The 24,567-nt window shown below is 74.0% G+C and carries 23 protein-coding genes; 14 read left to right on the top strand and 9 right to left on the bottom strand.

What is annotated here, in order from left to right; genetic code table 11:
• The first annotated feature begins 521 nt into the window (after positions 1 to 521).
• The 10 genes from ACH4C6_RS06470 (at position 522) to ppk2 (ending at position 11,841) form a co-directional block, all read left to right on the top strand.
• Positions 522 to 1,451, top strand: a complete 930-nt coding sequence (locus tag ACH4C6_RS06470; protein ID WP_398107380.1) for an alpha/beta hydrolase — start codon at positions 522 to 524, stop codon at positions 1,449 to 1,451.
• Between the two features lie 241 nt (positions 1,452 to 1,692).
• Positions 1,693 to 3,282, top strand: a complete 1,590-nt coding sequence (locus ACH4C6_RS06465; RefSeq protein ID WP_398107379.1) for a LuxR C-terminal-related transcriptional regulator — start codon at positions 1,693 to 1,695, stop codon at positions 3,280 to 3,282.
• Between the two features lie 636 nt (positions 3,283 to 3,918).
• Complete coding sequence (locus ACH4C6_RS06460; RefSeq protein WP_398107378.1) at positions 3,919 to 5,226, top strand: PucR family transcriptional regulator; 1,308 nt, start codon at positions 3,919 to 3,921, stop codon at positions 5,224 to 5,226.
• A 196-nt stretch (positions 5,227 to 5,422) separates the two neighbouring features.
• Positions 5,423 to 6,277 (top strand): ABC transporter ATP-binding protein, encoded by an 855-nt coding sequence (locus ACH4C6_RS06455; RefSeq protein ID WP_398107377.1) that lies wholly within the window; start codon positions 5,423 to 5,425, stop codon positions 6,275 to 6,277.
• On the top strand, positions 6,274 to 7,074 hold the full coding sequence (locus ACH4C6_RS06450; RefSeq protein WP_398107376.1) for an ABC transporter ATP-binding protein: 801 nt from the start codon (positions 6,274 to 6,276) through the stop codon (positions 7,072 to 7,074). Before ACH4C6_RS06455 ends, ACH4C6_RS06450 begins: the two co-directional genes overlap by 4 nt.
• Positions 7,071 to 7,970 carry a branched-chain amino acid ABC transporter permease gene (locus tag ACH4C6_RS06445; protein ID WP_398107375.1) on the top strand — a complete coding sequence of 300 codons (900 nt, stop codon included), beginning with the start codon at positions 7,071 to 7,073 and terminating at the stop codon, positions 7,968 to 7,970. The genes ACH4C6_RS06450 and ACH4C6_RS06445 overlap by 4 nt, the downstream gene beginning before the upstream one ends.
• Complete coding sequence (locus tag ACH4C6_RS06440; RefSeq protein ID WP_398107374.1) at positions 7,963 to 9,102, top strand: branched-chain amino acid ABC transporter permease; 1,140 nt, start codon at positions 7,963 to 7,965, stop codon at positions 9,100 to 9,102. Before ACH4C6_RS06445 ends, ACH4C6_RS06440 begins: the two co-directional genes overlap by 8 nt.
• Positions 9,099 to 10,385, top strand: coding sequence for an ABC transporter substrate-binding protein (locus ACH4C6_RS06435; RefSeq protein WP_398107373.1), 1,287 nt, complete (start codon positions 9,099 to 9,101; stop codon positions 10,383 to 10,385). The genes ACH4C6_RS06440 and ACH4C6_RS06435 overlap by 4 nt, the downstream gene beginning before the upstream one ends.
• A gap of 208 nt (positions 10,386 to 10,593) precedes the next feature.
• On the top strand, positions 10,594 to 10,836 hold the full coding sequence (locus ACH4C6_RS06430) for a DUF6411 family protein (RefSeq protein WP_398107372.1): 243 nt from the start codon (positions 10,594 to 10,596) through the stop codon (positions 10,834 to 10,836).
• Positions 10,837 to 10,872: 36 nt separating this feature from the next.
• Positions 10,873 to 11,841 (top strand): polyphosphate kinase 2, encoded by a 969-nt coding sequence (ppk2, locus tag ACH4C6_RS06425; RefSeq protein ID WP_398107371.1) that lies wholly within the window; start codon positions 10,873 to 10,875, stop codon positions 11,839 to 11,841.
• A gap of 85 nt (positions 11,842 to 11,926) precedes the next feature.
• Here the strand turns inward: ppk2 and ACH4C6_RS06420 are convergent, their stop codons facing one another.
• The gene (locus ACH4C6_RS06420) at positions 11,927 to 12,292 is read right to left on the bottom strand and encodes a hypothetical protein (RefSeq protein ID WP_398107370.1); all 366 of its coding nucleotides are present in this window, start codon (positions 12,290 to 12,292) and stop codon (positions 11,927 to 11,929) included.
• A gap of 42 nt (positions 12,293 to 12,334) precedes the next feature.
• On the bottom strand, positions 12,335 to 12,778 hold the full coding sequence (locus ACH4C6_RS06415) for an ATP-binding protein (protein ID WP_398107369.1): 444 nt from the start codon (positions 12,776 to 12,778) through the stop codon (positions 12,335 to 12,337).
• A gap of 213 nt (positions 12,779 to 12,991) precedes the next feature.
• Between ACH4C6_RS06415 and tap the strand changes: the two genes are divergently transcribed.
• The 3 genes from tap to ACH4C6_RS06400 all read left to right on the top strand — a co-directional run bounded on the left by tap (position 12,992) and on the right by ACH4C6_RS06400 (position 16,289).
• Positions 12,992 to 15,235 carry a telomere-associated protein Tap gene (gene tap / locus ACH4C6_RS06410; protein WP_398107368.1) on the top strand — a complete coding sequence of 748 codons (2,244 nt, stop codon included), beginning with the start codon at positions 12,992 to 12,994 and terminating at the stop codon, positions 15,233 to 15,235.
• A gap of 6 nt (positions 15,236 to 15,241) precedes the next feature.
• On the top strand, positions 15,242 to 15,799 hold the full coding sequence (gene tpg, locus ACH4C6_RS06405; RefSeq protein ID WP_398107367.1) for a telomere-protecting terminal protein Tpg: 558 nt from the start codon (positions 15,242 to 15,244) through the stop codon (positions 15,797 to 15,799).
• 79 nt (positions 15,800 to 15,878) lie between these two features.
• Positions 15,879 to 16,289 (top strand): MmpS family transport accessory protein, encoded by a 411-nt coding sequence (locus tag ACH4C6_RS06400; protein ID WP_398107366.1) that lies wholly within the window; start codon positions 15,879 to 15,881, stop codon positions 16,287 to 16,289.
• A gap of 24 nt (positions 16,290 to 16,313) precedes the next feature.
• Here ACH4C6_RS06400 and ACH4C6_RS06395 read toward each other — a convergent pair whose 3' ends face one another.
• Entirely contained in the window at positions 16,314 to 18,437 is a 2,124-nt protein-coding gene (locus ACH4C6_RS06395) for a SpoIIE family protein phosphatase (RefSeq protein WP_398107365.1), read from the bottom strand.
• 326 nt (positions 18,438 to 18,763) lie between these two features.
• On the opposite strand from ACH4C6_RS06395, the gene ACH4C6_RS06390 reads away from it, so the two are divergent.
• Positions 18,764 to 20,857, top strand: coding sequence for a SpoIIE family protein phosphatase (locus tag ACH4C6_RS06390; protein ID WP_398107364.1), 2,094 nt, complete (start codon positions 18,764 to 18,766; stop codon positions 20,855 to 20,857).
• Between the two features lie 82 nt (positions 20,858 to 20,939).
• Here the strand turns inward: ACH4C6_RS06390 and ykgO are convergent, their stop codons facing one another.
• The 6 genes from ykgO to ACH4C6_RS06360 form a co-directional block, all read right to left on the bottom strand.
• A complete protein-coding gene (gene ykgO / locus ACH4C6_RS06385) occupies positions 20,940 to 21,062 on the bottom strand; it encodes a type B 50S ribosomal protein L36 (RefSeq protein ID WP_398107363.1) in 123 nt (40 codons plus the stop codon).
• Between the two features lie 28 nt (positions 21,063 to 21,090).
• The gene (locus tag ACH4C6_RS06380; protein WP_398107362.1) at positions 21,091 to 21,348 is read right to left on the bottom strand and encodes a type B 50S ribosomal protein L31; all 258 of its coding nucleotides are present in this window, start codon (positions 21,346 to 21,348) and stop codon (positions 21,091 to 21,093) included.
• 53 nt (positions 21,349 to 21,401) lie between these two features.
• Positions 21,402 to 21,566 (bottom strand): 50S ribosomal protein L33, encoded by a 165-nt coding sequence (rpmG, locus tag ACH4C6_RS06375; RefSeq protein ID WP_383499512.1) that lies wholly within the window; start codon positions 21,564 to 21,566, stop codon positions 21,402 to 21,404.
• 107 nt (positions 21,567 to 21,673) lie between these two features.
• Positions 21,674 to 22,780, bottom strand: a complete 1,107-nt coding sequence (locus ACH4C6_RS06370; RefSeq protein WP_398107361.1) for an aliphatic sulfonate ABC transporter substrate-binding protein — start codon at positions 22,778 to 22,780, stop codon at positions 21,674 to 21,676.
• Between the two features lie 268 nt (positions 22,781 to 23,048).
• On the bottom strand, positions 23,049 to 23,150 hold the full coding sequence (locus ACH4C6_RS06365; RefSeq protein ID WP_398107360.1) for a putative leader peptide: 102 nt from the start codon (positions 23,148 to 23,150) through the stop codon (positions 23,049 to 23,051).
• A gap of 177 nt (positions 23,151 to 23,327) precedes the next feature.
• Positions 23,328 to 24,557, bottom strand: coding sequence for an acyl-CoA dehydrogenase family protein (locus ACH4C6_RS06360; RefSeq protein ID WP_398107359.1), 1,230 nt, complete (start codon positions 24,555 to 24,557; stop codon positions 23,328 to 23,330).
• Positions 24,558 to 24,567: the final 10 nt, after the last annotated feature.

The following is a 24,567-nucleotide window of genomic DNA, read 5'->3' as shown; positions in this document are numbered from 1 at the left end:
ACGGATCCTGACTGGATCCCGACCTGCTCCCGATCTGGTCCTCACCGGATCGCAACCTGGTCCCTACCGGATCCCGGCCTGGTCCCGACTTGGTCCCGCTTTCGCCGACCTGGCTCCTGCGGGCCAGGCTTCTGCCGTCCCGGCCCGTGCCGTCCAGGGTCCCGCCGTCCTGGCTCCCGCCTCCCGCCTCCTGGCTCCTGCGGTCCGTGCGGCGCTGCGGTCCTCGCTCCTGCCGCTCCGGCCCGTTCCCGGCCCTTGCGGTCCTGGCTCCTGCCGTCCCGGCCCATGCCGTCCGGTTCCCGTCGTCCCGTGCGCCCTACGGGACGGTCCTCCGCGTGCGGTGCGGCGTCCCGCCCGGTGCACGAGACCGGTGACATTGCCGGTCCCGCCGGGGCGGCCGGTCCCCGACAGTGGCACGGCCAGCCCGACGGCGGTGGCCCACCGCGGGCATGCGGAAGACACCCCAGGTCCCGCATGCCCGCCCGGTGGGCCGTCCGCCACGACCGAGAGGACGACTCGTCGTGCACCTCGACCCCCACAGCGACTCACCCACCCGCGCCCGCGGTACCCTCGGACGCCGCGCCGGGCGACTGGCCGGCGCCGCCGCGGCGCTCGCCGCCGTCATCGGTATCGGCCCCCTGACCGCCCCCGGGGCCCACGCCGCCGACAACCCCTACGAGCGGGGTCCGGCGCCCACCCAGTCCAGCATCGAGGCCCTGCGCGGCCCGTACGCCGTCTCGCAGACCTCCGTGTCCTCGCTGGCCGTGACCGGCTTCGGCGGCGGCACCATCTACTACCCGACCAGCACCGCGGACGGCACCTTCGGCGCCGTGGCGATCTCGCCGGGCTTCACCGCCTACGAGTCGTCGATCGCCTGGCTCGGCCCGCGCCTGGCCTCGCAGGGCTTCGTGGTGTTCACCATCGACACCAACACCACGGTGGACCAGCCGGACTCGCGCGGTGATCAACTCCTCGCCGCGCTCGACTACCTCACCCAGCGCAGCTCGGTGCGCGGGCGGATCGACGCCACCCGGCTCGGCGTGATGGGCCACTCGATGGGCGGCGGCGGCAGCCTCGAAGCGGCCAAGGACCGGCCCTCGCTCCAGGCCGCGATCCCGCTCACTCCGTGGAACCTGGACAAGACCTGGCCCGAGGTGCGCACCCCCACCCTGATCTTCGGTGCCGACGGCGACACGATCGCCCCGGTCGCCAGCCACGCCGAGCCGTTCTACCAGAACCTGCCGTCGTCGCTGGACAAGGCGTACCTCGAACTGAACGGAGCCACCCACTTCACCCCGAACAGCAACGACACGACGATCGCCAAGTACAGCATCAGCTGGCTGAAGCGGTTCGTCGACAACGACACCCGCTACGAGCAGTTCCTGTGCCCGCTGCCGAGGCCGAGCCTGACGATCGAGGAGTACCGGGGCAACTGCCCGCACACCTCCTGACCGCCTCGCCGCCTCCGGCCCGTGCGGCCGGCGGCGGCGGAGCAACCGGCGGCGGACGCTCCGCGGCGTCCGCCGCCGGTGCCGTGCCGGCGCACGCCCGCGGGGGCGATCCGTTGGGCAGCCGCACAATCCGGGGTGTGACCGCACCCGGCCGAGTCGCAGGTGAGCACGTCGGTCGCCGCGCCGGGCGGCACGGACGCGAGCCTTCCGGTCCTCTTTACGCGCAAGTAACCTCCATGGGATGACCGGAGAAGGAAGCAGCGTGTGGCCGGCTTCCCGCACGGGGACCGGACCAGGGGCCGCCCGGCCGGCCGCCGCGCACCGCGGCCACGCCGAGTTCGCCCGCGGCAGGCGCCAGTTGGCCGGCGGGCCGGTGGGCGACGCGCGCGAGTCCCTGATGCTGGCCGCGTCCCTGCTGGCGGCCGTCGACCCGGACGGCGCCGAGGCCGCGCGCCTGTGCGCGGCGGATGCGGCCTGGGCGACCGGGGACGTGCAGATCTGCCTGGCGACCCTCGACGGGTGGTCCACCGCCCGGGCCGTCCCGGCCGTGCCCGGCGAGGACGGGGCCGCTCGGGCAGGTGGCCCGCCGGATCGGACCGGTGCGGGACGCAGCGGTCCGGAGGCGACGGCCGACCCCTTCTTCCGTGACTACCGCGAGGGCATGCGGGCTCTGCTGGCCCGGCACCCGGAGGACGGCGCGGCGCCGCTGCGGCGCGTGCTGGACCGGGCGCGCGGCGACGACCGGCCCGACCGGCTGCTGCGTGCCGCCGCCGCGGCCCTGCTGCTCGGTGACATCCACGCGGCCCGTGCCGCCGGGGCCCGCGCCCTCGCGGCCGCCCGCGGCACGGAGTGCACCGCTCACGAGGCGCGGGCGCTGGAGTACCTGGCCTACGCCGAACTCCGCGCCGGCCGGCACGCCCAGGCCCGCGCCCACGCCGAGGAGGGCGTACGGGCGGCCCGGGCAGCCGGGCACCACAACACCGCGGCCAGCCACCACGCGATGCTCGCCCTGGCCGCCTCGATCGAAGGGGACACGGCCGCGGTCGCCGGCTACGCCTCGGCCGCCCTCGGCGTCGCCCGCCGTCACGGCCTGGCCCAGGCGGCGACTCTGGCCGAGTGGGCGCTGGCCCGGGCCGACCTGGCCCGGGGGCGGCCCCTGGAGGCCGCCGATCGGCTCGGTCCGCTCGTCGGCCCGGGCCCCAGGCGTGGGCACTTCGCCGTGTGGATGCTGGCGCTGCCCTGTTTCGTCGAGGCCGTCGTGCTCGCCGGTCAGCCGGAGGACGCCCACGGCGTCATCGACGACCTCACCCAGTGGGCTGCCTTCGGCGCCGATCCGCACGCGCCGGCCCAACTCGCGCGCTGCCGCGCCCTGCTGGCCGCGGAGGAGGGGGCGGCCGACCAGCTCTACCTGGAGGCGCTGGCCCTGCACGACGAATCGGGCGGCGACTTCGAACGCGCCCGCACGGAGTTGCTGTACGGCCGGTGGCTGCGGCGCCGTCGCCGTCTGCGGGAGGCCCGGGCCCGGCTGGGCGCCGCCCTGGTCGGCTTCGAGCGCTGCGGGGCGGGCGCGTGGGCGGAGCAGACGCGCGGTGAGCTGCGCGCCAACGGGGTCGCGTCCGGGAAGGAGCCGGCCGGAGGGCTGTCGCGGCTGACACCCCAGCAACTGCGCATCGCCCGCCACGTCGCCGAGGGCGCCACCAACAGGGAGGTGGCCCAGCGCCTGGCCGTCAGCACCCGTACGGTCGACTACCACCTGCGCAACGTCTTCGCCGCACTCGGCGTACGCTCCCGCATGGAACTCGCCCGCATGGTCGGCCGGGAGGACCGCTGACCCCCACCACGAACCACCCCGCCGCCCCGGGCGGTTGGCCTGCCACCCCCGCGGCCGGCCTGCGGCCTCGGCGACGGGCCTGCGGTTCCCGTGGTCGGCCGACGGCCGCTGCGGCTGGCCCGCCGCCCCGGCGACTGGTCTGCCGTCGATGCGGTCGGCCTGCGGTCCCTGTGGTCGGCCTGCGGCCCCGGCGACTGGCCTGCGGCCCCGGCGACTGGCCTGCGGCCCCGGCGACTGGCCTGCGGCCCCTGTGGTCGGCCTGCGGCCCGTGTGACTGGCCCGCCGCCCCCGCGGTCGGCCTGCCGCCCGGCGATAGGCCCGCCGCCTCCGTGACTGGCTCGCCGCCCCCGCGCCCCGGACCCGCCGCCCCCGCGGCCCTGACCCGTTGGCCTCCCGCCCCGCGACCCAGCCCCCCGACCTCCCGCCCCGCGGAGCCGGCCCACGTCTCCGGCATCCGGAACGCGCACCTCCACTCGCAGAAGATGGCCGCACAACCCTGGGGACCGACCGGACGGTATGCCATTCTTCGGAGCAGGAGTACTGGGTGACGACGGCCGTCCCGGCGACGCGCCCGCCGGAGTCGTCGGACCGGTGGCGTACGGAGTCGCCGGAGGCCGGAGTTGGGGGAGGACCGCGATGCATCCTGCCGCACGCACACGCACACGCACGACGTTGCGGACCGGGCCTATGCCCGTGCCGCAGCCGCGGACCCGGAGGGTCCGGTCGCTGATCGACGCCGACGCGCTGCGCGTCCTGCACCGCGCGGCCCGTGTCCTGCTCGACGATCTGCCGGAGCTGACCGACCGGCTGCTGGCGGTCCTGCGCGAGCAGGAACCGGCGTACCGGACCGCCCTGGAGAACGATCACACCGGCACCTGGCAGGAGGCCTACCGCTCGCTGCGGCACAGTGTCACCTCGCTGCTCGACCCGCGCGGCAGCCGGGAGGCGGCCCACCGCTGCACCTGGCGGATCGGGGTCGCCCGGGCCGAGCAGGGGCTGCCGCTGGACGCGCTGCTGCACGCCTTCCGGCTGGGCGGGTCACTGGTGTGGCAGCGACTGGTCGAGGAGACCGCCCGGGCTGAACCGGAGGACATCCGGCTCCTGGTCCACGTCGCCACCGACGTGTGGAACTTCGTCGACGAGCACTGCACGCTCGTCGCCGACGCCTACCGGCAGGCCGAACGGCAGCTGGCCTGGCGGCGGGAGAACCGGGCGCGCCTGCTGGCGGCGGCCCTGCTGGAGGGCACCAGCCGGATCGCCGACCTGCCGGAGACGGCCGAGGGGCTGGGCCTGCCGGAGCACGGCCGCTACCTCGTCGTCGCCGTCGCGTGCGGCCGGCCGCAGGACCTCACCGGCGTCCGGGCCGCGGCCCCCGCACACGGTGACGGCACGTACTGGCACACGGGGGTCGAGGCCGACTACGGCATCGTCCTGCTCGGGGAAGGCGCCCCCGGCCAGGACCCGCGGGACCCGCTCGACCCGCTGGCCGCACTCGGCCTGCCCGCCGAGGGCGCACCCGGGCGCCGGGTCGGCATCGGCGACGCCGTGACGGGGCTCGCCGCCGTCGGAGACGCCCGGCGCACGGCCGATCTGGCCTTGAGCATCTGCCCGCCCGAGGGCGGCACCGTCCGCCTCGCCGAGCATCTCCCCGAGGCCCTGGTCGGCTCCTGCCCCGAACTCGGCGCCACCCTCACCGAACAGGTGCTCGGCCCGCTGCTGCGGCTGGAACCGGCCGACCGGGACGTCCTGCTGGACACCCTCGTCGCCTGGTTCGCCTGCGAGGGCTCGGCCCAGCGCGCCGGTGAACGCCTCTACTGCCACCGCAACACCGTCCTGAACCGGCTGCGCCGCTGCGAGCAACTGATCGGCCGCTCCCTGGCCCGCCCGCACGACGTGGTGGAGATCGGCCTCGCCCTCACCGCCCGCCGCCTGCGGCACGGCTGACCGGGGCCGCTTCCCGCGCGCGGCAGGCGGCGCACCCCCTGGGTCCCTGGGCAGCCGCACAGTCTCCGTCCGGCCGGGTTGGGACCGCGCAGCATCACGGCCCGGACGCCTGTACCGCGCATCCGCGCCCGTGCTGTCGTGGGCTGCCCTTCCCCCGAAGCACCCGTGCCCGACGGCACGGACCCGAGGAGCCGTGATGCCCGAAGCACCACCGGACGAAGAACCCGCCCTGCACATCGAGGGCGTCGACGTGACCTACGGCCGTGCCGTGTCCGCCCTTCGTTCCGTCTCCCTGACCGTCCCGCACGGCACGGTCGTCACCCTGCTCGGCGCCAACGGCGCGGGCAAGACGACCCTCCTGCGGGCGGTGTCGGGCACTCTGCGCCTGCACCGCGGCGCGATCACCGCCGGACGCATCCGCTACGGCAGCACCGCACTCGACGGGCGCGACCCGGTCGCCGCCGTGCGTGCCGGGGTCGTCCAAGTGCCCGAGGGGCGGCGCGTCTTCGCCGGACTCACCGTCGACGAGAACCTGCGCAGCGGCGGTCTCGGCCTCGGCCGGCGCCGCCCGGACCAGGTCGCCGAGGCCCGGGAACGGGTCTTCACGCTCTTCCCGCGTCTGGCCGAACGCACCCGCCAGGCCGCCGGGCTGCTGTCCGGCGGCGAGCAGCAGATGCTCGCCATCGGCCGCGCCCTCATGGCCGCGCCACGCCTGCTGCTGCTCGACGAACCGTCCCTGGGCCTCGCCCCGCAGATGGTCCACCGCATCGCCGACGTCATCCGCGAGATCAACGCCCAGGGCACCGCCGTGCTGCTCGTCGAGCAGAACGCGGGCATGGCCCTGTCCCTGGCCGACACCGCGCACGTCCTGGAGGTGGGCGAGGTCCGGCTCTCCGGGCTCGCGGACGAACTGGCCCGCACGGACGCGGTGCGTCGGCTCTACCTCGGCGAGACCCCCGGCACCCCCGGCACCACCGTCGGCGCCGACGGCGCTGCGAACGGCGGGACCGCGCGGACCGCCGGAACCACCGAGGGGCAGGGAGCCGCGTGACCGTCCGCACCACCGCACCGCCCGAACTGGCCGTCACGGACGTGACCGTACGGTTCGCCGGGCTCACCGCCCTGGACTCGGTGTCCTTCACCGTCGCCCCCGGCACCGTCCACGCCCTCATCGGACCCAACGGGGCCGGCAAGTCCACGTGCTTCAACGTGCTGTCGGGTCTGTGCCGCCCGGCGTCCGGAACCGTGCGCCTGGGCGACGCGGACCTGACCCGGCTCGCCCCGCACCGCATCGCCGCCCTCGAAGTCGCCCGCACCTTCCAGAACATCGTCACCACCCAGGGCACCGTCGCCGACAACCTGATGCTCGGCCGCCACGCCCTGTCCCGGGCCGGATTCGCGGCCAGCGCCCTGCGCCTGCCGTACGCCCGGCGCGAGCAGCGCGCCCATCTCGACCGGGCCCGTGAGATCGCCGAACTCACCGGTCTGGCCGCCCACTTCCACAGCCCTGTCGCCCTCCTCTCCTACGGCGACCGCAAGCGCGTGGAGTTCGCCCGCGCGCTGTGCCTGGAGCCCCGCGTCCTGCTGCTGGACGAGCCGGTCGCCGGCATGAACGCCGCCGAACGCGCCCGCACGGTGGAGGTCGTGCACGCCGTACGGGCCGAACTCGGCCTGTCCGTCCTGCTGGTGGAGCACGACATGGGGCTGGTGATGCGGCTCGCCGACGAGGTCACCGTCCTCGACTTCGGGCGCGTCATCGCCCACGGCACCCCGGACGAGGTCCGCCGCGACCCCGAGGTGCTGCGCGCCTACCTCGGCACGGGCGCCGAACAGGAGGACGCCGCATGACCACCCTGCTGGACAACGTCTTCAACGGCCTCGCGCTGGGCTCCGTCTACGCCCTCGTCGCCCTCGGCTTCGTCATCATCTTCAAGGCCTCCGGCGTCATGAACTTCGCCCACGGCTCTCTGCTCCTGCTCGGCGGCTACCTCACCGCCGTGCTCCACGACGACCTCGGCTTCGCCGGGGCACTGGCCGTGTCCGTCCTGGTCACGGCCGCCGTCGCCGGTGCCATGGACCGCTTCCTGCTCCAGGCGGGCGGCGGTGCCGACCCGCACGCCGCCCATGTGCAGACCATCGTCACCATCGGCGTCGACATCCTCATCCTCACCGACCTGTCCCGGCGCATCGGGGGCGACCTGCTCTCGCTCGGCGACCCCTGGGGCGACGCGGTGAGCGGGCTGGGCCCGGTGACCGTCGCCGACAGCCGCATCGCCGCGATCGTGGTCTCGGCCGCCGTCATCGCCGGTGTCTTCGCCCTCTTCCGCTTCACCTCCTGGGGGTTGTCGCTGCGGGCCTCGGCGGAGGACGTGGAGGCGGCCGCCCTGATGGGCGTTCGGCTGGTGCGCATCCGCATGCTGGCCTGGTGCCTGGCCGGGGCGCTGGCCGCCCTCGCGGCGGTCTTCCTCGCCGCGTTCCCGGCCCCCGGCCTGGAACGCACGACCGGGCAGATCGCCCTCAAGGCGTTCCCGGCGGCGATCCTCGGCGGAATGGCCTCGCCGCCCGGCGCCCTCGCGGGCAGCCTGCTGATCGGCATGACCGAGGCGCTCGTCGCCGGCTACCAGTCGGATCTGCACGTCCTGGGCGAGGGCTTCGGCGACGTCGCCCCCTACGCCGTGATGGTCCTCGTCCTGCTGGTGCGGCCCACCGGCCTGTTCGGCGGAAAGGCGGCGGTCCGTGTCTGATCGGCTCCCCGGGAACCGCGGCGCACGCCTCGGCCGGACCCTCGCGGTCGTCGTCGTCCTGTCCGCCCTGCCCTTCTACCTCGACGCGTTCTGGCTGCGCATCGGGCTGTTCTCCATGGCGGCCGCCGTCGGCGCGGTGGGCCTCGGCCTGCTGTCCGGCACGGCGGGCCAGCTCTCCCTCGGCCACGCCTTCTTCCTCGCCGTCGGCGCCTACGGCTACGTGTGGCTGGCCGGCGAACCCGGCCCCGGGCTGCCGACCGCCCTCGCGGCCGTCCTCGCGGTCCTGCTCGCCGGGACGGCGGGCGGGCTCTTCAGCCCCGTCGCCGGCCGGGTGCGGGGTGTCTACCTCGGCGTCGCCACCCTGGCCCTGGTCTTCCTCGGCCACCACGTCCTGCTCACCGCGGACTCGGTCACCGGCGGGTTCAACGGCCGTTCGGTGCCGCCGCTCGAAGTGGGCGGCTTCTCCTTCTCCGCGGACTCCGAACTCACGGTGCTGGGCGTGCCGTTCGGGGCGGAGGAGCGGCTGTGGTACCTCGGTCTGGCCCTGTTCGCCCTCACCTGGTTCACCGCCCGAGGACTGCTCCGCGGCCGCCCCGGACGGGCCCTGGTGGCCCTGCGGGACAGCGAGACGGCGGCCGCGGTGATGGGCGTGGACGTCTCCCGCTACCGCTCGGCGGCCTTCGTCGTCTCCTCGATGTACGCGGGCCTGGCCGGGGTGATGCTCGCCCTCGCCTTCCGCCGGGTCGTCCCCGACTACTTCGGACTGGTGCTGTCGGTCGACTACCTGGCCATGATCGTCATCGGCGGGCTGGGGTCGGTCGCCGGCGCCACCGCCGGTGCCGTCTTCGTCACCGCGCTGCCGCTGCTCATGACCCGCTACGCCGACCAACTGCCCCTGGTGGCCGCCCCGGGCAGCACCGACGGCACGGTCGGCCCCACCGAGGCCGCCCGCTACCTCTACGGAGCGGCGATCGTCCTGATCCTGCTCTTCGCCCCCGACGGCCTGCACGGCCTGGTCCGGCGCCTGCGCGCCCGCCTGCCCCGCCGGGGCGCCGCCCCGGCGCCCTCGTCCGCCCCCACGCCCCGACCCTCACCCGCGTCGTCCGCACGAGCCAAGGAGCCCACCCCGTGAAGTCCACGCACCACACGCACCGCGCACGTCCGACCGCGCTCCTGGCCGGCGCCCTGGCCGTCCTGCTGCTCACCGCCACCGGATGCAGCTCCAAGGCCGACTCCGCCAAGAACCCGGGCGCCGGCGCCGACGGCGTCGAGGCCGGGCCGGGCGTGACCGACAAGGTCATCAGACTCGGCGCCCTGACCGACCTCACCGGTCCGTACGCGACCCTCGGCAAAAGCATCGTCCAGGCCCAGCAGATGTGGGCGGACGAGGTCAACGCCGACGGCGGCATCTGCGGCCGGCGCGTCGAGATCGTCGTCAAGGACCACGGCTACGACGTCCAGAAGGCGGTCACCGCCTACGCCGACCTCTCCTCGGACGTCGTGGCGCTGCCGCAGGTCATCGGGTCGCCCGTGATGGCGGCGCTGCTCGACGACGTCGAACGGGACAAGGTGCTGACCTTCCCGCAGGCCTGGGCCGCCTCCCTGCTCGACCGCGACGCCGTGCAGGTCCTGGGCACCACCTACGACATCGACATGATCGCGGCGGTCGACTTCCTCACCCGCAGCAAGGGCCTGGCGAAGGGCGACACCATCGGCCACGTCTACTTCGAGGGCGACTACGGCGCGAACGCCCTGGAGGGCTCGCGGTGGGCCGCGAAGAGGGCCGGTCTGAAGGTCGCCGGTCAGAAGATCAAGGCGACCGACACCGATCTGTCCGCCCAGGTGTCCGCCCTGCGCAAGGAGGGGGTGAAGGCCGTCCTGATCAGCGCCGGCCCCGCCCAGACGGCCTCCCTCGTCGGAGTGGCCGCCTCCCGCGGCCTGAAGGTGCCGGTCGTCACCAGTGCGCCCGGCTACGCCCCGCAGCTCATGAAGACCCCGGCCGCTCCGGCCCTCGCCGCGCTGCTCAACGTGGTGAGCGCCGCCCCGGCCGTCAGCTCCGAGCTGCCCGGGGTGCGCAAGATGGTCGCGGCGTACAAGAAGAAGTACCCCGGCGCCCTCCTCGACTCGGGTGTGCTCTCCGGCTACAACGCCGCCCGCCTGATGGGCAACGACCTGAAGAAGGCCTGCGACGGCGGCAGCCTCACCCGCGAGGCCGTGGTCGAGGCACACCGCTCGCAGTCCAGCGTCGACGTCGGTCTGGGCACCGCGCAGAACTTCTCGGACAAGGCGCGGCCCGCGAGCACCGAGGCCTACATCCACAAGCCGGACGCCAAGGCCGTCGGGGCGGCGGTGAACGTCGAGGACGCGCACACCGCACCGGGCGTGAAGGAGTACCTCGCCTCCCGAACCTCCTGACCCCGGACGGAAGGACCGTGGCCGGCGGCCGCCGCATCCGACGGCGGTGGCCGCCGTATCCGACGGCGGCCACCGGCCGCGGCCGTGCCGCCGCGGCCCTCCGCGAAGCTCGTGCGGCGAGGCTCGTGCGGCGCTTTCCGGTTGCTCCACATGGGTGAGGCGGGCGGGGGCACCCGTGTGTGCGTCACCCAGTGGAGGGAGCTCGATCATGGTGATCGCCGCAGTCATCGGCGTGTGTGTGGTGCTGGCCGTCCTGGCCTTTCTCGTCCCCCGGCTGTCCCGGCACCCGGAGCGCGGCACGCAACGGACGCTGGGCGCGGGTGCCCGGGCCGGCGGCAAGGCGCCCGGCGTGCTGGGCCGGCTGTTCAGCAAGCCGTTCCACTCCAGCTCGCGAGCGGTGAGCCGCAGCGGTGCGGCGGGCCGCCGCTCCCGCGGCCGCATGCCGTTCTGACCGCATGACGGAACGGACCGAACGGGGAACCGGACGATGAACGCCGAACACGCCCGAGACGCTGACAAGTTGCTGGAAGGGCTGACCGTCGACGACAGCCGGCAGGAACAGCCGATCGTGCTGGACTCCGACGGACGGCCCATCCGGACGTGGCGCGAGAACTACCCCTACGACCGCAAGATCGGCCGGAAGGAGTACGAGCGGACCAAGCGCGTCCTGCAGATCGAACTCCTCAAGCTCCAGCGGTGGGTGAAGGACACCGGAGCCCGCCTGGTGGTGGTGTGCGAGGGACGCGACGCGGCGGGCAAGGGCGGCACGATCCAGCGGTTCACCGAGCGGCTGAACCCGCGCGGCGCCCGCGTGGTCGCCCTGGACAAGCCCACCGAACGCGAGATGGGCCAGTGGTACTTCCAGCGCTACATCGCGCAGTTGCCGACGGCCGGCGAGATCGTCTTCTTCGACCGTTCCTGGTACAACCGGGCGGGCGTCGAGCGGGTGATGGGCTTCTGCTCCAAGGACGAGTACGAACTCTTCCTCGCCCAGTGCCCGGCCTTCGAGCGGATGCTCGTCGAGGACGGCGTCCTGCTGATGAAGTTCTGGTTCTCGGTGTCCCGCTCCGAGCAGCGCACCCGCTTCGCGATCCGCCAGGTCGATCCGGTGCGTCAGTGGAAGCTCTCGCCCACGGACCTGGCCTCGCTGGACCTGTGGGACGACTACACCGAGGCCAAGGTCGACATGTTCCGCGCCACGGACACCGCCCACGCCCCCTGGACCGTCGTCAAGAGCAACGACAAGCGGCGCGCCCGGCTGGAGACCATGCGCAGCCTGCTCTCGCGCGTCGACTACGCCAACAAGGACCGGGATGCCGTCGGCACCCCCGATCCGCTCATCGTCGGAGCAGCCGACACCCTGCTGGAGCCGGGGGAGGAGGACACGAAGCTGTCACCCACCCCGCTGTCCCCGGGCATGGACGGTCCGGGCAACCATCCGCGGACCACGCCCTGAGGTCCGCACGCCCGCACGCCATGACGAGGCCGGGCCCCCTCCGCCGCGGAGGGGGCCCGGCCTCGTCATGATCGGCGTCCGGTCCTCAGCCCCGCTGGACGGCGGCCCGGGACCGGGTGCGGTGGTCGAACCACGCCCACACGGTCACCGCGACCAGGGCGGTGAGGCCGACGGTCACCACCCGCAGCGCGCCGCTGGTCAGGTAGGCGGCCAGAGCGGTCAGCCCGGCACCGCAGAACATGATCGCGCGGCTGGCGAGACGGTACTCGGGCGGCTGGGGATCCTCCCGGTCCTTCAGGTCGTGCACGGCGTCCTTGGCCGGGTGCGAGGAACCGCGCCGGGCCCGGGCCCGGTACGCCAGCCCGTAGCTGATCACCGCGTAGAGCGCGAGCGCGCCCAGGACCCAGAGCCAGACGTACGGGTCGTCACTCGATCCTCGTGCCAGGTACACGACATTTCTCCTCCTGGGGCGGGCCCACCGGGTGAGCGGACGTCAGACGCTGCCGCCGCCGTGTCCCCGGGCAGCACCCTCGCCGCCCTCCGGGTCCGCGGGACGGAAGCACGCCATCACCGTCTTGCCGTGCCGCTGACACCTCATGCCCCACTCGTCGGCGAGCGTCTGCACGATCGCCACACCGCGCCCGGAGACCTCACCCGGCTGGGCGTCACGCGGGCGCGGCAGCGTCGGGTCCTCGTCGTGGACGCTCACGTGCAGGCAGTCGCCGTCCCAGGTGAGCACCAGGTGCGCGTCGCTGTGCGCGTGGACGTGCGCGTTGGTGATCAGCTCCGACACGGCCAGCACCACCGCGTCCACCGTGTCCGGCTCCTCGTCCGCCCAGGGCAGGGCCGCGAGGCGCCCGCGTGTCCATTCCCGCCCGGCGCGCACTCCCTCCGACATGGGAAACGAGTGCGCCCACCCCATCGCCTTCACCGCCACGGCCCCGACCACCTCTCTTCCGACCACACGGGCTTGTCGCCCCAACCGACTACCCGGCACCCGCCCCGCCAGACATGGGCGCCGGGGCGGTCCTGCCGACGAGTGGTCCGGCTGCGATGGTCCGGGCGTCCCGCCCGACTCGTACGGCGCCCGTACGCGGGGCGTACGCGGTCGGTACGGAAACGGGGCTAACATCGCAGGTGGAGGTGCTGCATGTCGGAGCTGTTCGACGCCGTCGACGCGCTGGTCGCGTCCCGCTCGCCGCTGCCGCCCGCGCAGGAGCGCAAGCGGCTGCGCCAGGCGCACGGGCTGACGCTGGACCAGGTGGCCGCCGCGCTCAAGGTGCGCCGGGCGACCGTCTCCGCCTGGGAGTCGGTGAAGAAGCCGACCGAGCCCCGCGGCCCGGAGCGCGAGGCGTACGCGCGCCTGCTGAAGCAGCTGGCCGACCTGTACCCGGCCGCGCCGGCCGCGCCCCCGCCCGCTGCCCCACCCATGGCGGCCCCCGCCCCTGCCGGGGCGGCGGCCCCCGCCCCGGCTCCGCAGGCTCCCACCCCCGCTGCTCCGGCTGTGCAGGCTCCCACCCCCACGGCCCCGGCTGCCGGTGCCGAGCCCGCCGCCGCGGGCCGGGCGGCCGCGCAGGCGGGGCGTGCGCCCGGTAAGGCACCTGCGCCCTCCGTCCGGGCCCCGCGGAAGCCGGCCCACACCGCCGCCGCGCGCGCCGGCGACCCCCGCTTCGAGAACGGCCCCCTCGCCGTGGTCGACGTGGACGCCGACGGGCGGACCGTGGCGTACTGCCCCGGCGGCCAGATCCTCGACGTCCCCGCCAGGAGCGTCCCCGCCCTGGTCGCGTGGACGCTCGAAGAGGCGCGCCTGGGCCAGCCGAGGCTGGTCGGCGCGGGCAACGACGGGGACCCGCTGCTCGTGCTGACCGAGGCCGCGCTGGAGCGCTACGGCCTGCCCGTCGCCCTGACCGAGGAGGAGCGGCGGACCGGCCGGCTCCCGGAGGACCACAAGGTCGTCGGCCAACTGACGCGCGCCGACTGGAAGCTGACCAAGCGCGGGTTCGGGCCGTGGGCGCGGATCCACCGCCCCGCCACCGGTGCGGAGCGTGCCTGCGTCCAGCTCTGCATCCCGTCGTGGCGGGCGCTCGACCCGCGCCACTGGGGGGACGCCGCCCAGCTCCCGCCGGCCGAACTGGCCCGCGTCCTCGGCCTGTACGCGTCCCGGGTGATGACACCGCGCGGCTCCACGGCCGTCACCGGGCTGGAGCTGATGACCGCGCTGCACCCGCCGACCCGCGCCTCCGAGCCGGACGCCGACGGCAGGCGGCACTCCGAGCACAACCCCGGCAGCCTGGGCAGGGAACCGGTCGACTGCGCCCCGTGCGAGGCCCCCGACGGGCACCCCCTCCTGGCCGACCTGCCCCGCTTCCACATCCGGGGGCCCCACGAGAAGCTGTTCGAGGAGGCGTACGACTGGGCGCGGCCGATGACCGACGACGAGTGCTCGCTGCGGCACCTGGTCGGCATCGACGTGAACATGGCCTTCGCCGCCGGGGCCAACGGCCTCGTCGTGGGGCTCGGCGGGCCGACACACCTGGAGGCACCGCAGTTCGACGCGAAGCTGCCGGGCTCGTGGCTGGTCGACCTGTCGCACGTCGACCTGTCCCGGGTGCGGATCGGCAAGGACCGGTGGGCCGACCTCGACGCCGCACTGCTGCCCAGCCCGTTCACCCCGAAGGGCGAGCGCCCCGAGGGCCCGGCCTGGTACGCCACACCCACCGTCGCCTACGCCGTGGAACTCGGCTACGAGGTGCGCCCGCTCGAGGCGTACGTCCGCTTCGACAACGGCCGCTACCTGGACGCCTGGTACGACCGGCTGCGGGACGCCTACCTGGCCACCATGGCCGACCTCGGGGTGCACACCGACATGGAGCCGGCCGCCTTCCTCGCGGCGATGGACGGACACCGCGCCCGGGACCCGCAGGCGGCGATCGTCGCCGACGCCGTCAAGGCGACGGTCAAGGGCGGCCTCGGCAAACTCCGCGAGCGGCCCCGGGGCGAGGGCTGGCGGCCCGGCAGACCATGGCGCGCGCTGTCCCGCCCCACCTGGCGACCGGACATCCGCGCGGCCGTCATCTCCCGTACGCGGATCAACCTCCACCGCAAGATCGTGAAGCACGCGGCGTTCACCGGGCAGTACCCGGTGGCCGTCCTGTCCGACTGCGTCGTGTACGCCGCCGAGGGGACCGGTCCGCTGGACTTCCTGCCCTACCGCGACGGCAAGCCCCTGCCCGGGGGGTTCAGGCTCGGCGTGAATCCCGGGCTGGTGAAGCACGAGGGCACCCAGACCGTGCTGTGGGGCGAGGAGGTTCGCGAACGGTTCGGCGCGCCGGAGCTCAACCTCGCCCGGTACATCAAGGACGGCACGGTCACCGACGCCGACAGCGGGGAGTAGCAGCCGATGAGCACGTTCGCGGACGGGCTGGACGCCGCGGTGCGCCGGGCGTTCACCCGCCCGGCGCCCAAGACCGCGCCCGCGCAGATGCGTTACCTCGTCCGGCAGCTCAAGGGCACCCGGCAGGTGGCCCGGCTGCTGAGCGTCTCCCAGCGCACGGTCGAGCGGTACGTGAGGAACCAGATCAAGAAGCCGCGGCCGGACCTCGCGGCGCGGCTGGAGCGCGAGGTGAACAGGCGGTGGCAGCCGCAGGTCCGCGCCAGGGCGCGGCGCAGAGCGGCGACGACCGACGGCATCGTCGTCGACACCCGGGCCCGGATCGGCTACACCGCGCCCATCGGCACCACCGACGAGGACCGGATGCGGCACCTGACCGTGGCACTGCCGCCGCAGTACGCGGCCCGGCTCTTCGAGGCCCAGGAGCAGGGCGCGCCCGACCGGCGCCTGCGCGAGATCACCGCCGAGGGCCTCAGGGAGGTCTACTTCCAGGACAGCGGCCGCCGCGCGGGCCAACTGGAGGAGGTCCGCTTCACGGACGTCGAGCACGTGGAGTTCGACCTGTAGCAGCTCCTCAACCCGTTTGACTTTACTTTCCCTTTGCGATTGGCTGCGCAGCACCGTTCCACGATCCGGGGGGATCCTCATGAACCGCTCCTACCGCGCCGCCGTGTGCTCCGTCGCCGTGGCCGGCCTCGCGCTCGGCCTGACCGCCTGCTCCGAGGCGGTCGACCAAGTCGACAAGGCCGTGAACGAGACGTACCAGGTCACCTACGAGGTGACCGGCAAGAACGTCGACTCGATCGAGTTCCACGGGGGCGGCGGCAAGGCCATGGACCCGAAGATCGAGTCGGTGTCGAAGCCGGAACTGCCCTGGAAGAAGACCGTCACCCTGCGCGGCATCATGCCCGCCGCCGTGATGCCCGTCGCCCTGGACCCCGAGGGCGCCGAGGTGACCTGCAAGATCATCTACAAGGGTGAGGTGATCGAGGAGCAGAGCGCCGAGGGCCTGGTGACCTCGGGGGGTTGCACCGCCGAGTCCCCGGTCGGGGGCTGACGACGGGCCCGTGAGGCCCGCGGGTCACCGCAGGCGCAGCAGGAGCAGGGCGATGTCGTCCAGGTGGGCGTGTGCCGGAAGGGCGTGGCGGATCAGGTCGTCGGCCAGCTCCTCCAGGGGCCGTTCGCCGGCCGTGGTGAGGTACTCGGCGACCGTCGCGATGGACTCGGTGATGTCGGCGCCCGGTGCCTCCACCAGGCCGTCGGTGTACAGGGCCAGGAGAGAGGGGCCCGCCGGCAGGGTCGTCGTCGTGACCGGGTAGGTGGCCTCGACGCCCGTGCCGATCCCCAGCAGCGGCCCGGGCTCCACGTCCAGCACCCTGGTGCGGGGCTCCGGCTCGGACGTCCGCAGCAGCGGCGGGGGATGCCCCGCGCTGGCCAGGTGCAGCCGGCGTTCGGCGAGGTCGACGTGGAGATACAGACAGGACACGAACAGGTCGGTCTCCAGGTCGAGCAGAACCCGGTCCGTGCGCATGAGGACCTCGTCGGGCCGCGCCCCGGCAGTGGCGTGCACGGCGGTGCGCACCTGGCCCATCAGGGCGGCGGCGTTGATGCTGTGGCCCTGCACGTCACCGATCACGGCCGCCGCCGACGTGTCGCCGAGACGGATGAGGTCGTAGAAGTCGCCGCCGACGTCCATGCCGTGCGCGGCGGGGAGGTAGCGGGCCGCCACGCCGAGCTGCGGCACGGGCGGCAGGGTCACCGGCAGCAGCGTCTTCTGCAGCCCATGGGCGAGGTCGTGCTTGGCGTCGTACAGGCGGGCCCGGTCCATCGCCTGGGCGATCAGCCCGCCCAGGGAGACCAGCACGGCGCGTTCCCCGGCGCTGAACGTCCGCGGCCGGTCGTAGGACATCACGCAGCAGCCGACGCGGCGGTCGGAGACGACCAGGGGCAGGAAGGCCCAGGCCTGCTTCCCGCTGACCACGGTCGCCCGGGGATGGGCCCGGGTCATCTCGCCGCGGTCGGGGAAGAAGGCGGGGACGCCGCTCTGCAGGACGTGGCCGGCGGGCGTGAGGTCGGTGTCCAGGGGCAGGCCGTCGAGACGGGCGATCGTGCGGGGGTCGTACCCCCGGTGCCCGATGATCCTCAGCCGGCCGGCGTCCGCCGCGGAGACGACCATGCTCTGCGCGTTGAAGGCCGGCACGATCTGGTCGCCCACGACGTGGATCACGTCGGCCACGGTGACGGTCTGGCTGAGGGCCGCCGCCAGATGGATCAGCTGGTGCACCCGGCCCGTGCCGGCGCCCTCGGGCGGTGCGGGCCCCCGCGCCACGGGAGGCGGCGCGCTGTCCACGGGGCGGTTCTCGCGGTGCGGTTGCAGCAGTGCGCTGATGCCGCTGCTGTTCGGGTACAGCTGGATGTCGAGCCAGGTGTCGGGCGGGCGCAGGGCGGTGTAGGCGACGGGCTCACGGCTGAAGACCGCCGTGCGGTAGTTGTCCTCGTGCACGGGGGTGTCGAGCCAGGGCACGGCCTGCCACGGCAGGGTGCCCAGGAGGCGCTCGGGACGCAGGCCGAGGAGGCGGGCGGCGGCATCGTTGACGTACGTGATACGCCCCTCGAGATCGAGGCCCAGGGTGCCCAGGGGCAGCCGCTGCACCAGGTCGGCGGCCGCCAGACCGGCCTGGGCCCTGTCCGGCTCCGGCGGGTGCAGCGGCACCGCGCGGGGCTGGTCGGGGACGATCGACGGAGTGGGCGACTCCTCCAGCGCCTGGGTGACGCGCTGCGCGCTGGACAGGATGTGCCCGCGCTCGCGGCGGGTCAGGGACGGCGGGTGGCTCGTGGACCAGACCAGGGCGAGGGCTCCCCAGTGCCGGACGCCGTCGAGCGGGGCGAAGGCCAGGGCGAACCGGTACGGCAGCCCCGCCGCGGCGTTCGGGTACAGCCTGGCCAGGTCCTCCTGCCGTCCCACCCACACCAGGCGGTCGTCCCGTACCGCTTCGGACAACGGCCCCGCGGCCGACAGGGCCACCCGCCACCAGGGCGCCACGGCCATCACCGGGACCCCGCACACCAGGCTCAGCCGCAGGACCGGTTCGGAGGGCGACAGCAGGTACACGCCTCCGGCGGAAGCGCCGGTGCGCCGGACCGTGGCGCTGAGCGTTTCCTCCAAGGACGAGCCGTCGGGGAGCTCGCCGTCCAGAGCGGTCACCTCTCGACCATATGCGACAAAGGAGGCCTCAGGAGACCGAGGGCGGGGCACGGGTCCCGGTGCCCGCTCCCGACGCCGCCGCCCGCCGCGGACGGCCGGTGTGTGGAAGGGTGGAGAAGAAGGACGATCCGGCGAGGTGAGCACCATGTCGTTCCACGGCCGGGCGACCGGGCCGCCGGAACGATCGCCGTGCGGCGTCGCCCCGGCGCGTCCTCTGGCCGTCCTCAGCCGTGTGCCGCAAGGTGAACGGGTCGCCGAACAGCGGGGAAGCGGCGGGCCCGCCCACCGGGACGCGGCGAGGCCGACAGGCGGAAGGGGCGAATGCGATGAGCCGAGGGGATCAGCACGCGGAGCCTTCGGAGCATCCCGACGGGGCCGCGTCCGGCCCGAGCGGGCTGCTGGACCTGCTGGGCGTCGCCGCGGTGCTCGCCGAGGCCGACGGCCGGATCGACATGTGGAGCCCGCAGGCCGAGGAGCTGTTCGGCTACTCCCGTGAGGAGGCGGTCGGACAGTACGCGGCCCAGCTGCTCCTGCGCCCCGAGCACCGCGAGGCGGCCGTCAGGCTGTTCGCCGAGGTGATGGTGACCGGCCGGGGCTGGGCGGGATCCTTTCCCGCCCGGCACAAGGACGGCAGCAGCCTCATGGTGGAGTTCCGGAACATGCGGCTGACGGACAACGTCGGCGACCACTACGCCCTGGGGCTGGCCACCGACCGGGCCCTGCTGCGGCAGGTGGAGCGCAAGGTGGCCCTCTCCAGCCTGCTGGTCACCCAGGCGCCGGTCGGGCTGTCCGTCCTGGACACCGAGCTGCGGTACCTGGCCGTCAACCCGGCCCTGGCGTCGATGCACGGCGTCTCCGAGGCGGGCCACGTCGGGCGCAGCTTCCGCGAGATCCTGCCCGGCGAGCCCTTCGAAGCCGCCGAGAACCAGATGCTGGACGTGCTGGAGACCGGCCGGTCCGTGGTGGACCGGCAGGTGGTGGGCCGCACCCGGGCCGACCCCGACCACGACCACGCCTGGGCCGTGTCGATCTACCGCCTCCAGGACAACGGCGGCAACGTCCTGGGCATCGCCAACGTCGTCATCGACGTGACCGACCGGTACGAGACGGCCAGGGAGGCCGAGCGGGCCCGGCAGCGCCTGCGGATGATGGCCGACGCCTCGTCGCGCATCGGTACCACCCTGGAGGTGGAGCGCACCGCGCAGGAACTGGCGGACGTGCTCGTGCCCGACCTGGCCGACATGATCGCGGTGGACGTGCTGGACTCGGTGCTGCGGACCGGCCGCCCGGACGTCGGTGAGAAGCCGCCGCTGTTCCGCGCCCTCGCCGTGAAGACCGCCTACCCGACCGACGCCTCCGAGGCGATCATCGCGCCGGGCCAGCTCACCACCTACCACGCCGACCACCCGGCGGCCCACTGCCTGCGCACCCGCCAGCCGCTGCTGATCAAGCACCTGGACAGCGGCGAGCTCGGCCGGGTCGCCGCCGACGCCGCCGCGGCCGACCTGCTCGCGCAGGCCGGGGTCCACACCGACATGGCGGTCCCGCTCATCGCCCGCGGCCAGATCATCGGGGTCATGGGCCTGGCCCGCGCGCGCAACCCGGTGCCCTTCGACGAGAACGACCTCACCCTCGCCGGCGAACTCGCGGCGTCCGCCGCGCTGAGCATCGACAACGCCGTCCTGCACCAGCACATCCGCCGCGCCGCCGAGACCCTCCAGCGCAGCCTGCTGCCGCAGCCCTCGCCCCGCCGCCCCGGCCTGGAGATCGCCGCCCGCTACCGCCCCGCACAGGCCTTCAGCGAGGTCGGCGGCGACTGGTACGACATCATCCCGCTCAGCGGGGACCGGACCGCCCTCGCGGTGGGCGACGTCATGGGCAGCGGCATCCCGGCCGCCACGACCATGGGCCGGCTGCGGACCGCCACCTCCACCCTCGCCGCGCTCGACCTCGACCCCTCCCGGATCCTGAGCCACCTCGACCGGATCACCCAGGGCCTCGACCCCTACATCGCGACCTGCGTGTACGCGGTGTACGACCCGCATCTGCGCCGGCTCCAGGTGGCCGGCGCCGGCCACCTGCCGCCGGTCCTGGTCCGGGACGGCGCGCCGCCCGAACTGCTCGACCTGCCCACGGGCACCCCGCTGGGGGTGGGCGGTGTCCCGTTCGAGACCACGACCGTCGCCATGGGGCCCGGCGATCAGCTCGTCCTGTACACCGACGGGCTGGTGGAGACGCGCGACGACCCCATCGACCGGCGGCTGGGCGACCTCCTGGACCTGCTGTCCCCGCCCCACGGCTCCGCCGAGGAGACCTCCGACCGGCTCCTGCAGCGGCTGCGCCAGCCCGCCGACCACGACGACGTGGCCCTGCTCATCGCCCGGGCGCGGCCGCTGGACGCTCCCGCCGGCGGCGCCTGAACCGGACCGGCGCCCGTTGTGCGAACGGCCCGGCCCCCGCGGTGCACGCGGGGGCCGGGCCGGCCACGGTGTGGAGGGTCCGTCAGCCCTGGCGGGCCTTGAAGCGCGGATCCTTCTTGTTGATCACGTACGTCACGCCCTTGCGGCGCACCACCTGGGCGCCGGGTCTGGCTTTGAGCGCGCGCAGCGACTTGCGTACCTTCATGTCGTCCCCTTCCGGGTCGGGTGTCCGGTCAGCGGCGGGCGCCGTCGCGGCCGTAGCGCCGCTCGAAGCGCTCCACACGTCCCGCGGTGTCCACGACGCGCGAGGTGCCGGTGTAGAAGGGGTGGCTCGCCGAGGAGATCTCGACGTCGACCACCGGATAGGTGATGCCGTCCTCCCACTCGACCGTGCGCTGCGAGTCGAGGGTGGAGCGGGTCAGCAGGGCGAAACCGGCTGCCCGATCACGGAAGACGACGGGACGGGATACGGGGTGGATCGCGGTCCTCATGGCTGTCCTTTCGTCGGGGGGCCTCCCGCCGCCGGGCGGCGGGAGGCAGGCGGTCAGCGCTCCTCGCGGAACGGGACGTGGGCCCCGGCGACCGGGTCGTACTTGCGCAGGACCAGACGGTCGGGGTCGTTGAGGCGGTTCTTGCGGGTCACGTAGGTGACGCCGGTGCCGGCCGTCGACTTCAGCTTCACGACGGGCCGCGCGCTGCTGCGTGCCATGAGGACTCCTTTCCGCCCGACAAACGTGCCTTCGGTTGACTCAGGCATGTCAGACAGGGGTGTCAACCACCGGCACCGGCTCCGCATTCCCGCCCGCGTGCCGTGGGCTACTTCGCGCCGAGTCCGGCGTCGTCGACCCCCGGCTTGCCGTCCGCCTTCAGCACCTTGTTGAGGAGCCTCAGGTCGTAGATGCCCTTCAGGTCGGGCTTCTCCAGCAGACCGGCCGTGACCGCGTGCTGCGCCTCCGTGTTGAGCGTGGAGGCCAGCGGGTCGTCGAGGAAGGTGACCGACTTCCACGCCGGGTCGAGGACGTCGGCGGGCAGCGCCTTGCCCGACAGCTCCTTCAGCGCCTCGTTGGCGGACTCCTTCGCCTTGCCGGGGTTGGCGTTGATCCACTCGTTGGTCCGCACCGAGCCGCGCAGCACCGCCTCGACGACGTCCGGGTGCTCCCGGAGGAACTTCTGCGACACGATGATGTTCGTGATCACGAACTTCTTGTCCGGCCACAGGGTCGACTCGTCGAGGAGGACCTTGCCGCCGTCGGCGACCAGCTTGGACGCGGTCGGCTCCGGCACCCACGCGCCGTCGATGGAACCGGACTTGTAGGCGTCCGGCGTGATCTTGTTGTCGGTGCGCACGACGGAGACGTCACCCGCTCCGCTCTCGGCGTCGACCTTCCACCCCTGCTCGGCGATCCAGTTGAGGAACGCGACGTCCTGGGTGTTGCCCAGCTGCGGTGTGGCGATCTTCTTGCCCTTGACGTCCTTCAGGGACTTGATCTTCTTCGGGTTGACGACCAGCTTCACGCCCCCGGAGGCGGAACCGCCGATGATGCGCAGGTTCTTGCCGCCGGACTTGGTGTAGCCGTTGATCGCCGGGGAGGGGCCGATCCAGCCGATGTCGATGGCACCGGCGTTCAGCGCCTCGATCTCGGACGGCCCGGCGTTGAAGGTGGACGCCTTGATGGTGGTGCCGCCGAGCTCCTTCTGGATCAGTCCCTCCTGGACGCCCACGAGCGCCGTGGCGTGCGTGAGGTTGGGGAAGTAGCCGATCTTCACCTGGTCGACGGAGAGCTTCTCGGCGCCGGCCGCGACCTCGCTCTTCTTGCCGTCGTCCGTGGACTCGGAGCCGTAGCCGCAAGCGGTCAGCAGGAGGGGAAGCGCCGCCAGGGCGGCGAGGGTGCGCAGGCTGGTGAAGGGTCTTGCGGCAGACACGGAGGTGTCCTCTCGGAGATGAGGGATCGGAAAGCGGGCGATGGTGTGGGGCGCGCCGGGGGCCGTACGTCGGGGAGCGCTCGCCGGCGCACGGCACGGGACAGCCGTGCGTGAGCCGCTGAGCGAGCGGTGGGGGCGGGTGGTCGCGACGGGTGGTCGCGACACTCCGGGCGAACGCGACGCTCCGGCACAGGGTGACCCGGCCGCCTGAGCGGTCAGCGGGGTGTGCTCGGGCCTGCGGCCGGGACGTGCCGGGTACGGCGAGGCGTCAGGCGGGCCGACACATGGCACTCGACGTGCGCGCGAGGTCGATGTGGCGACGGGAGGTCAGGAGGAGCAGCGCGAGGGCGGTGGAGTGGAGCAAGCGCACGGCCACACCTCGCAGTTCCCTAGTTTTCCTACCTGGCTGCTAGGGATCGTGGCAGAAGACGGCGTCCGCCCCAAGAGGGTGTCCGCATGGCGGGCAGGCTTGTCTCGATGAGTGAGATCCAAGGGTGAAGTGCGTGGATTGCCCCGGTCTGCTGCCGGTCTTCGTCCTGCCTGAGGGTCACACCGGCAGGGAGAAGGCCGGGTGGGCGCCGTTGAGGAAGTAGTCCCCGACCTCGCGGAAGCGGTGGGCGGCCGGCTCGTGCAGGGTGTGCGTGCGGGCGTTGCGCCAGAAGCGGTCGAGACCCAGCCGTGCGGAGGCGGCCCGGGGGCCGAGCACGTCGAGGGCGCGGGCGGTGGACTCGTGCGCCGCCCGGGACGCGGCGGCCTCGGCCACGGCGACGAGGACGGAGATCTCCGCGCACTGCTCGAAACCGAGGTCGTCCCCGGCCGAGAGCCCCTCCCGTACCGCGTCCAGCGCCTGGTCGGCGAGTGCGGCCGCGGAGCGGGTGAGGACGGTCAGCTCCCCGTACACACCGAGCACTTGGGGATCGGCGGGTGTGGGGACCTGGGAGGCGGGGGGCCACGGCGTGTGGCCCGTCCTGCTGTACTCGCGCACCTCCGCCAGGACGCCTTCCGTCATGCCGAGCAGGAGCCCGACCGAGACGAGGCGCCCGGCCGGCGAGGCCAGGGCGGCCGCGGGGGACAGGGACTCCTCGTCCGCGGGCAGCGGGCCGAGCACGTCGTCGCCGGTGACCGGCACGGCGTCGAACTCCACGCTCCCGCCGGCCGCGAGCCGCTGGCCGAAGCCGCCGGTGTCGCCGTCCACCCGCACGCCCGGGCCGGCGGGGTCGACCAGGACGGCCACGGGCTCGTCCGTGCCGGCGCGGACGGCCCGGACCGCGAGCCGGTCGGCGACCAGGACGCCGGTGGCGTAGCTCTGCCGGCCGTCGAGCACCTGGCGGCCGGGCTTGCCGGTGAGGAGTGCCGGGGCGCCCTGGCGGGCCAGGCCCCCGCCCCAGCACCACTGTTCGGCCGCCGAGCGCAGGTGGACGCGTGCGGCGAGACCGGGAGGGGAGAAGAAGCGGGTGCTCCAGGACAGGAAGTAGTGACAGCCGAGGAGTTGGCCGATCGCTCCGTCGGCGGCGGCGATCTCCCGTATGACGGCGCAGGCCGTCGCCCAGTCCGCGCCGCCGCCCCCGAACTCCACCGGCGCGAGAAGGGTCAGCAACCCGGCCTCACGGAGTGCGGCCACCTCCGCCAACGGGTCCTTGCCCGCCTGCTCCCTGGCCACGGCGTCCGTGGCCAGGTCGTCCGCCACCTCCCGGGCCACGCGCAGCCAGTGCGCACGGCCGGGCCCGGTCCGCTCGGGTGTCGGGGCGGGGTCGGCCGGTGCGATGGCAACGCCCATGGCGGGCTCT

The sequence above is a fragment of the Streptomyces sp. NPDC017943 genome, from assembly GCF_044328425.1.
In the GTDB taxonomy this organism is placed as follows: Bacteria; Actinomycetota; Actinomycetes; order Streptomycetales; family Streptomycetaceae; genus Streptomyces; species Streptomyces djakartensis_A.
The sequence above is the reverse complement of the archived record's forward strand: the minus strand, read 5'-3'. Positions and strand labels throughout refer to the sequence as shown.

Coding starts and splice junctions, on each gene's coding strand:
- ACH4C6_RS06465 (WP_398107379.1), top strand. CDS start 1,693: ATGACCGGAGAAGGAAGCAGCGTGTGGCCGGCTTCCCGCACGGGGACC.
- ACH4C6_RS06460 (WP_398107378.1), top strand. CDS start 3,919: ATGCATCCTGCCGCACGCACACGCACACGCACGACGTTGCGGACCGGG.
- ACH4C6_RS06455 (WP_398107377.1), top strand. CDS start 5,423: ATGCCCGAAGCACCACCGGACGAAGAACCCGCCCTGCACATCGAGGGC.
- ACH4C6_RS06445 (WP_398107375.1), top strand. CDS start 7,071: ATGACCACCCTGCTGGACAACGTCTTCAACGGCCTCGCGCTGGGCTCC.
- ACH4C6_RS06430 (WP_398107372.1), top strand. CDS start 10,594: ATGGTGATCGCCGCAGTCATCGGCGTGTGTGTGGTGCTGGCCGTCCTG.
- ppk2 (WP_398107371.1), top strand. CDS start 10,873: ATGAACGCCGAACACGCCCGAGACGCTGACAAGTTGCTGGAAGGGCTG.
- tap (WP_398107368.1), top strand. CDS start 12,992: ATGTCGGAGCTGTTCGACGCCGTCGACGCGCTGGTCGCGTCCCGCTCG.
- tpg (WP_398107367.1), top strand. CDS start 15,242: ATGAGCACGTTCGCGGACGGGCTGGACGCCGCGGTGCGCCGGGCGTTC.
- ACH4C6_RS06400 (WP_398107366.1), top strand. CDS start 15,879: ATGAACCGCTCCTACCGCGCCGCCGTGTGCTCCGTCGCCGTGGCCGGC.
- ACH4C6_RS06390 (WP_398107364.1), top strand. CDS start 18,764: ATGAGCCGAGGGGATCAGCACGCGGAGCCTTCGGAGCATCCCGACGGG.
- ykgO (WP_398107363.1), bottom strand. CDS start 21,062: ATGAAGGTACGCAAGTCGCTGCGCGCGCTCAAAGCCAGACCCGGCGCC.
- ACH4C6_RS06380 (WP_398107362.1), bottom strand. CDS start 21,348: ATGAGGACCGCGATCCACCCCGTATCCCGTCCCGTCGTCTTCCGTGAT.
- rpmG (WP_383499512.1), bottom strand. CDS start 21,566: ATGGCACGCAGCAGCGCGCGGCCCGTCGTGAAGCTGAAGTCGACGGCC.
- ACH4C6_RS06360 (WP_398107359.1), bottom strand. CDS start 24,557: ATGGGCGTTGCCATCGCACCGGCCGACCCCGCCCCGACACCCGAGCGG.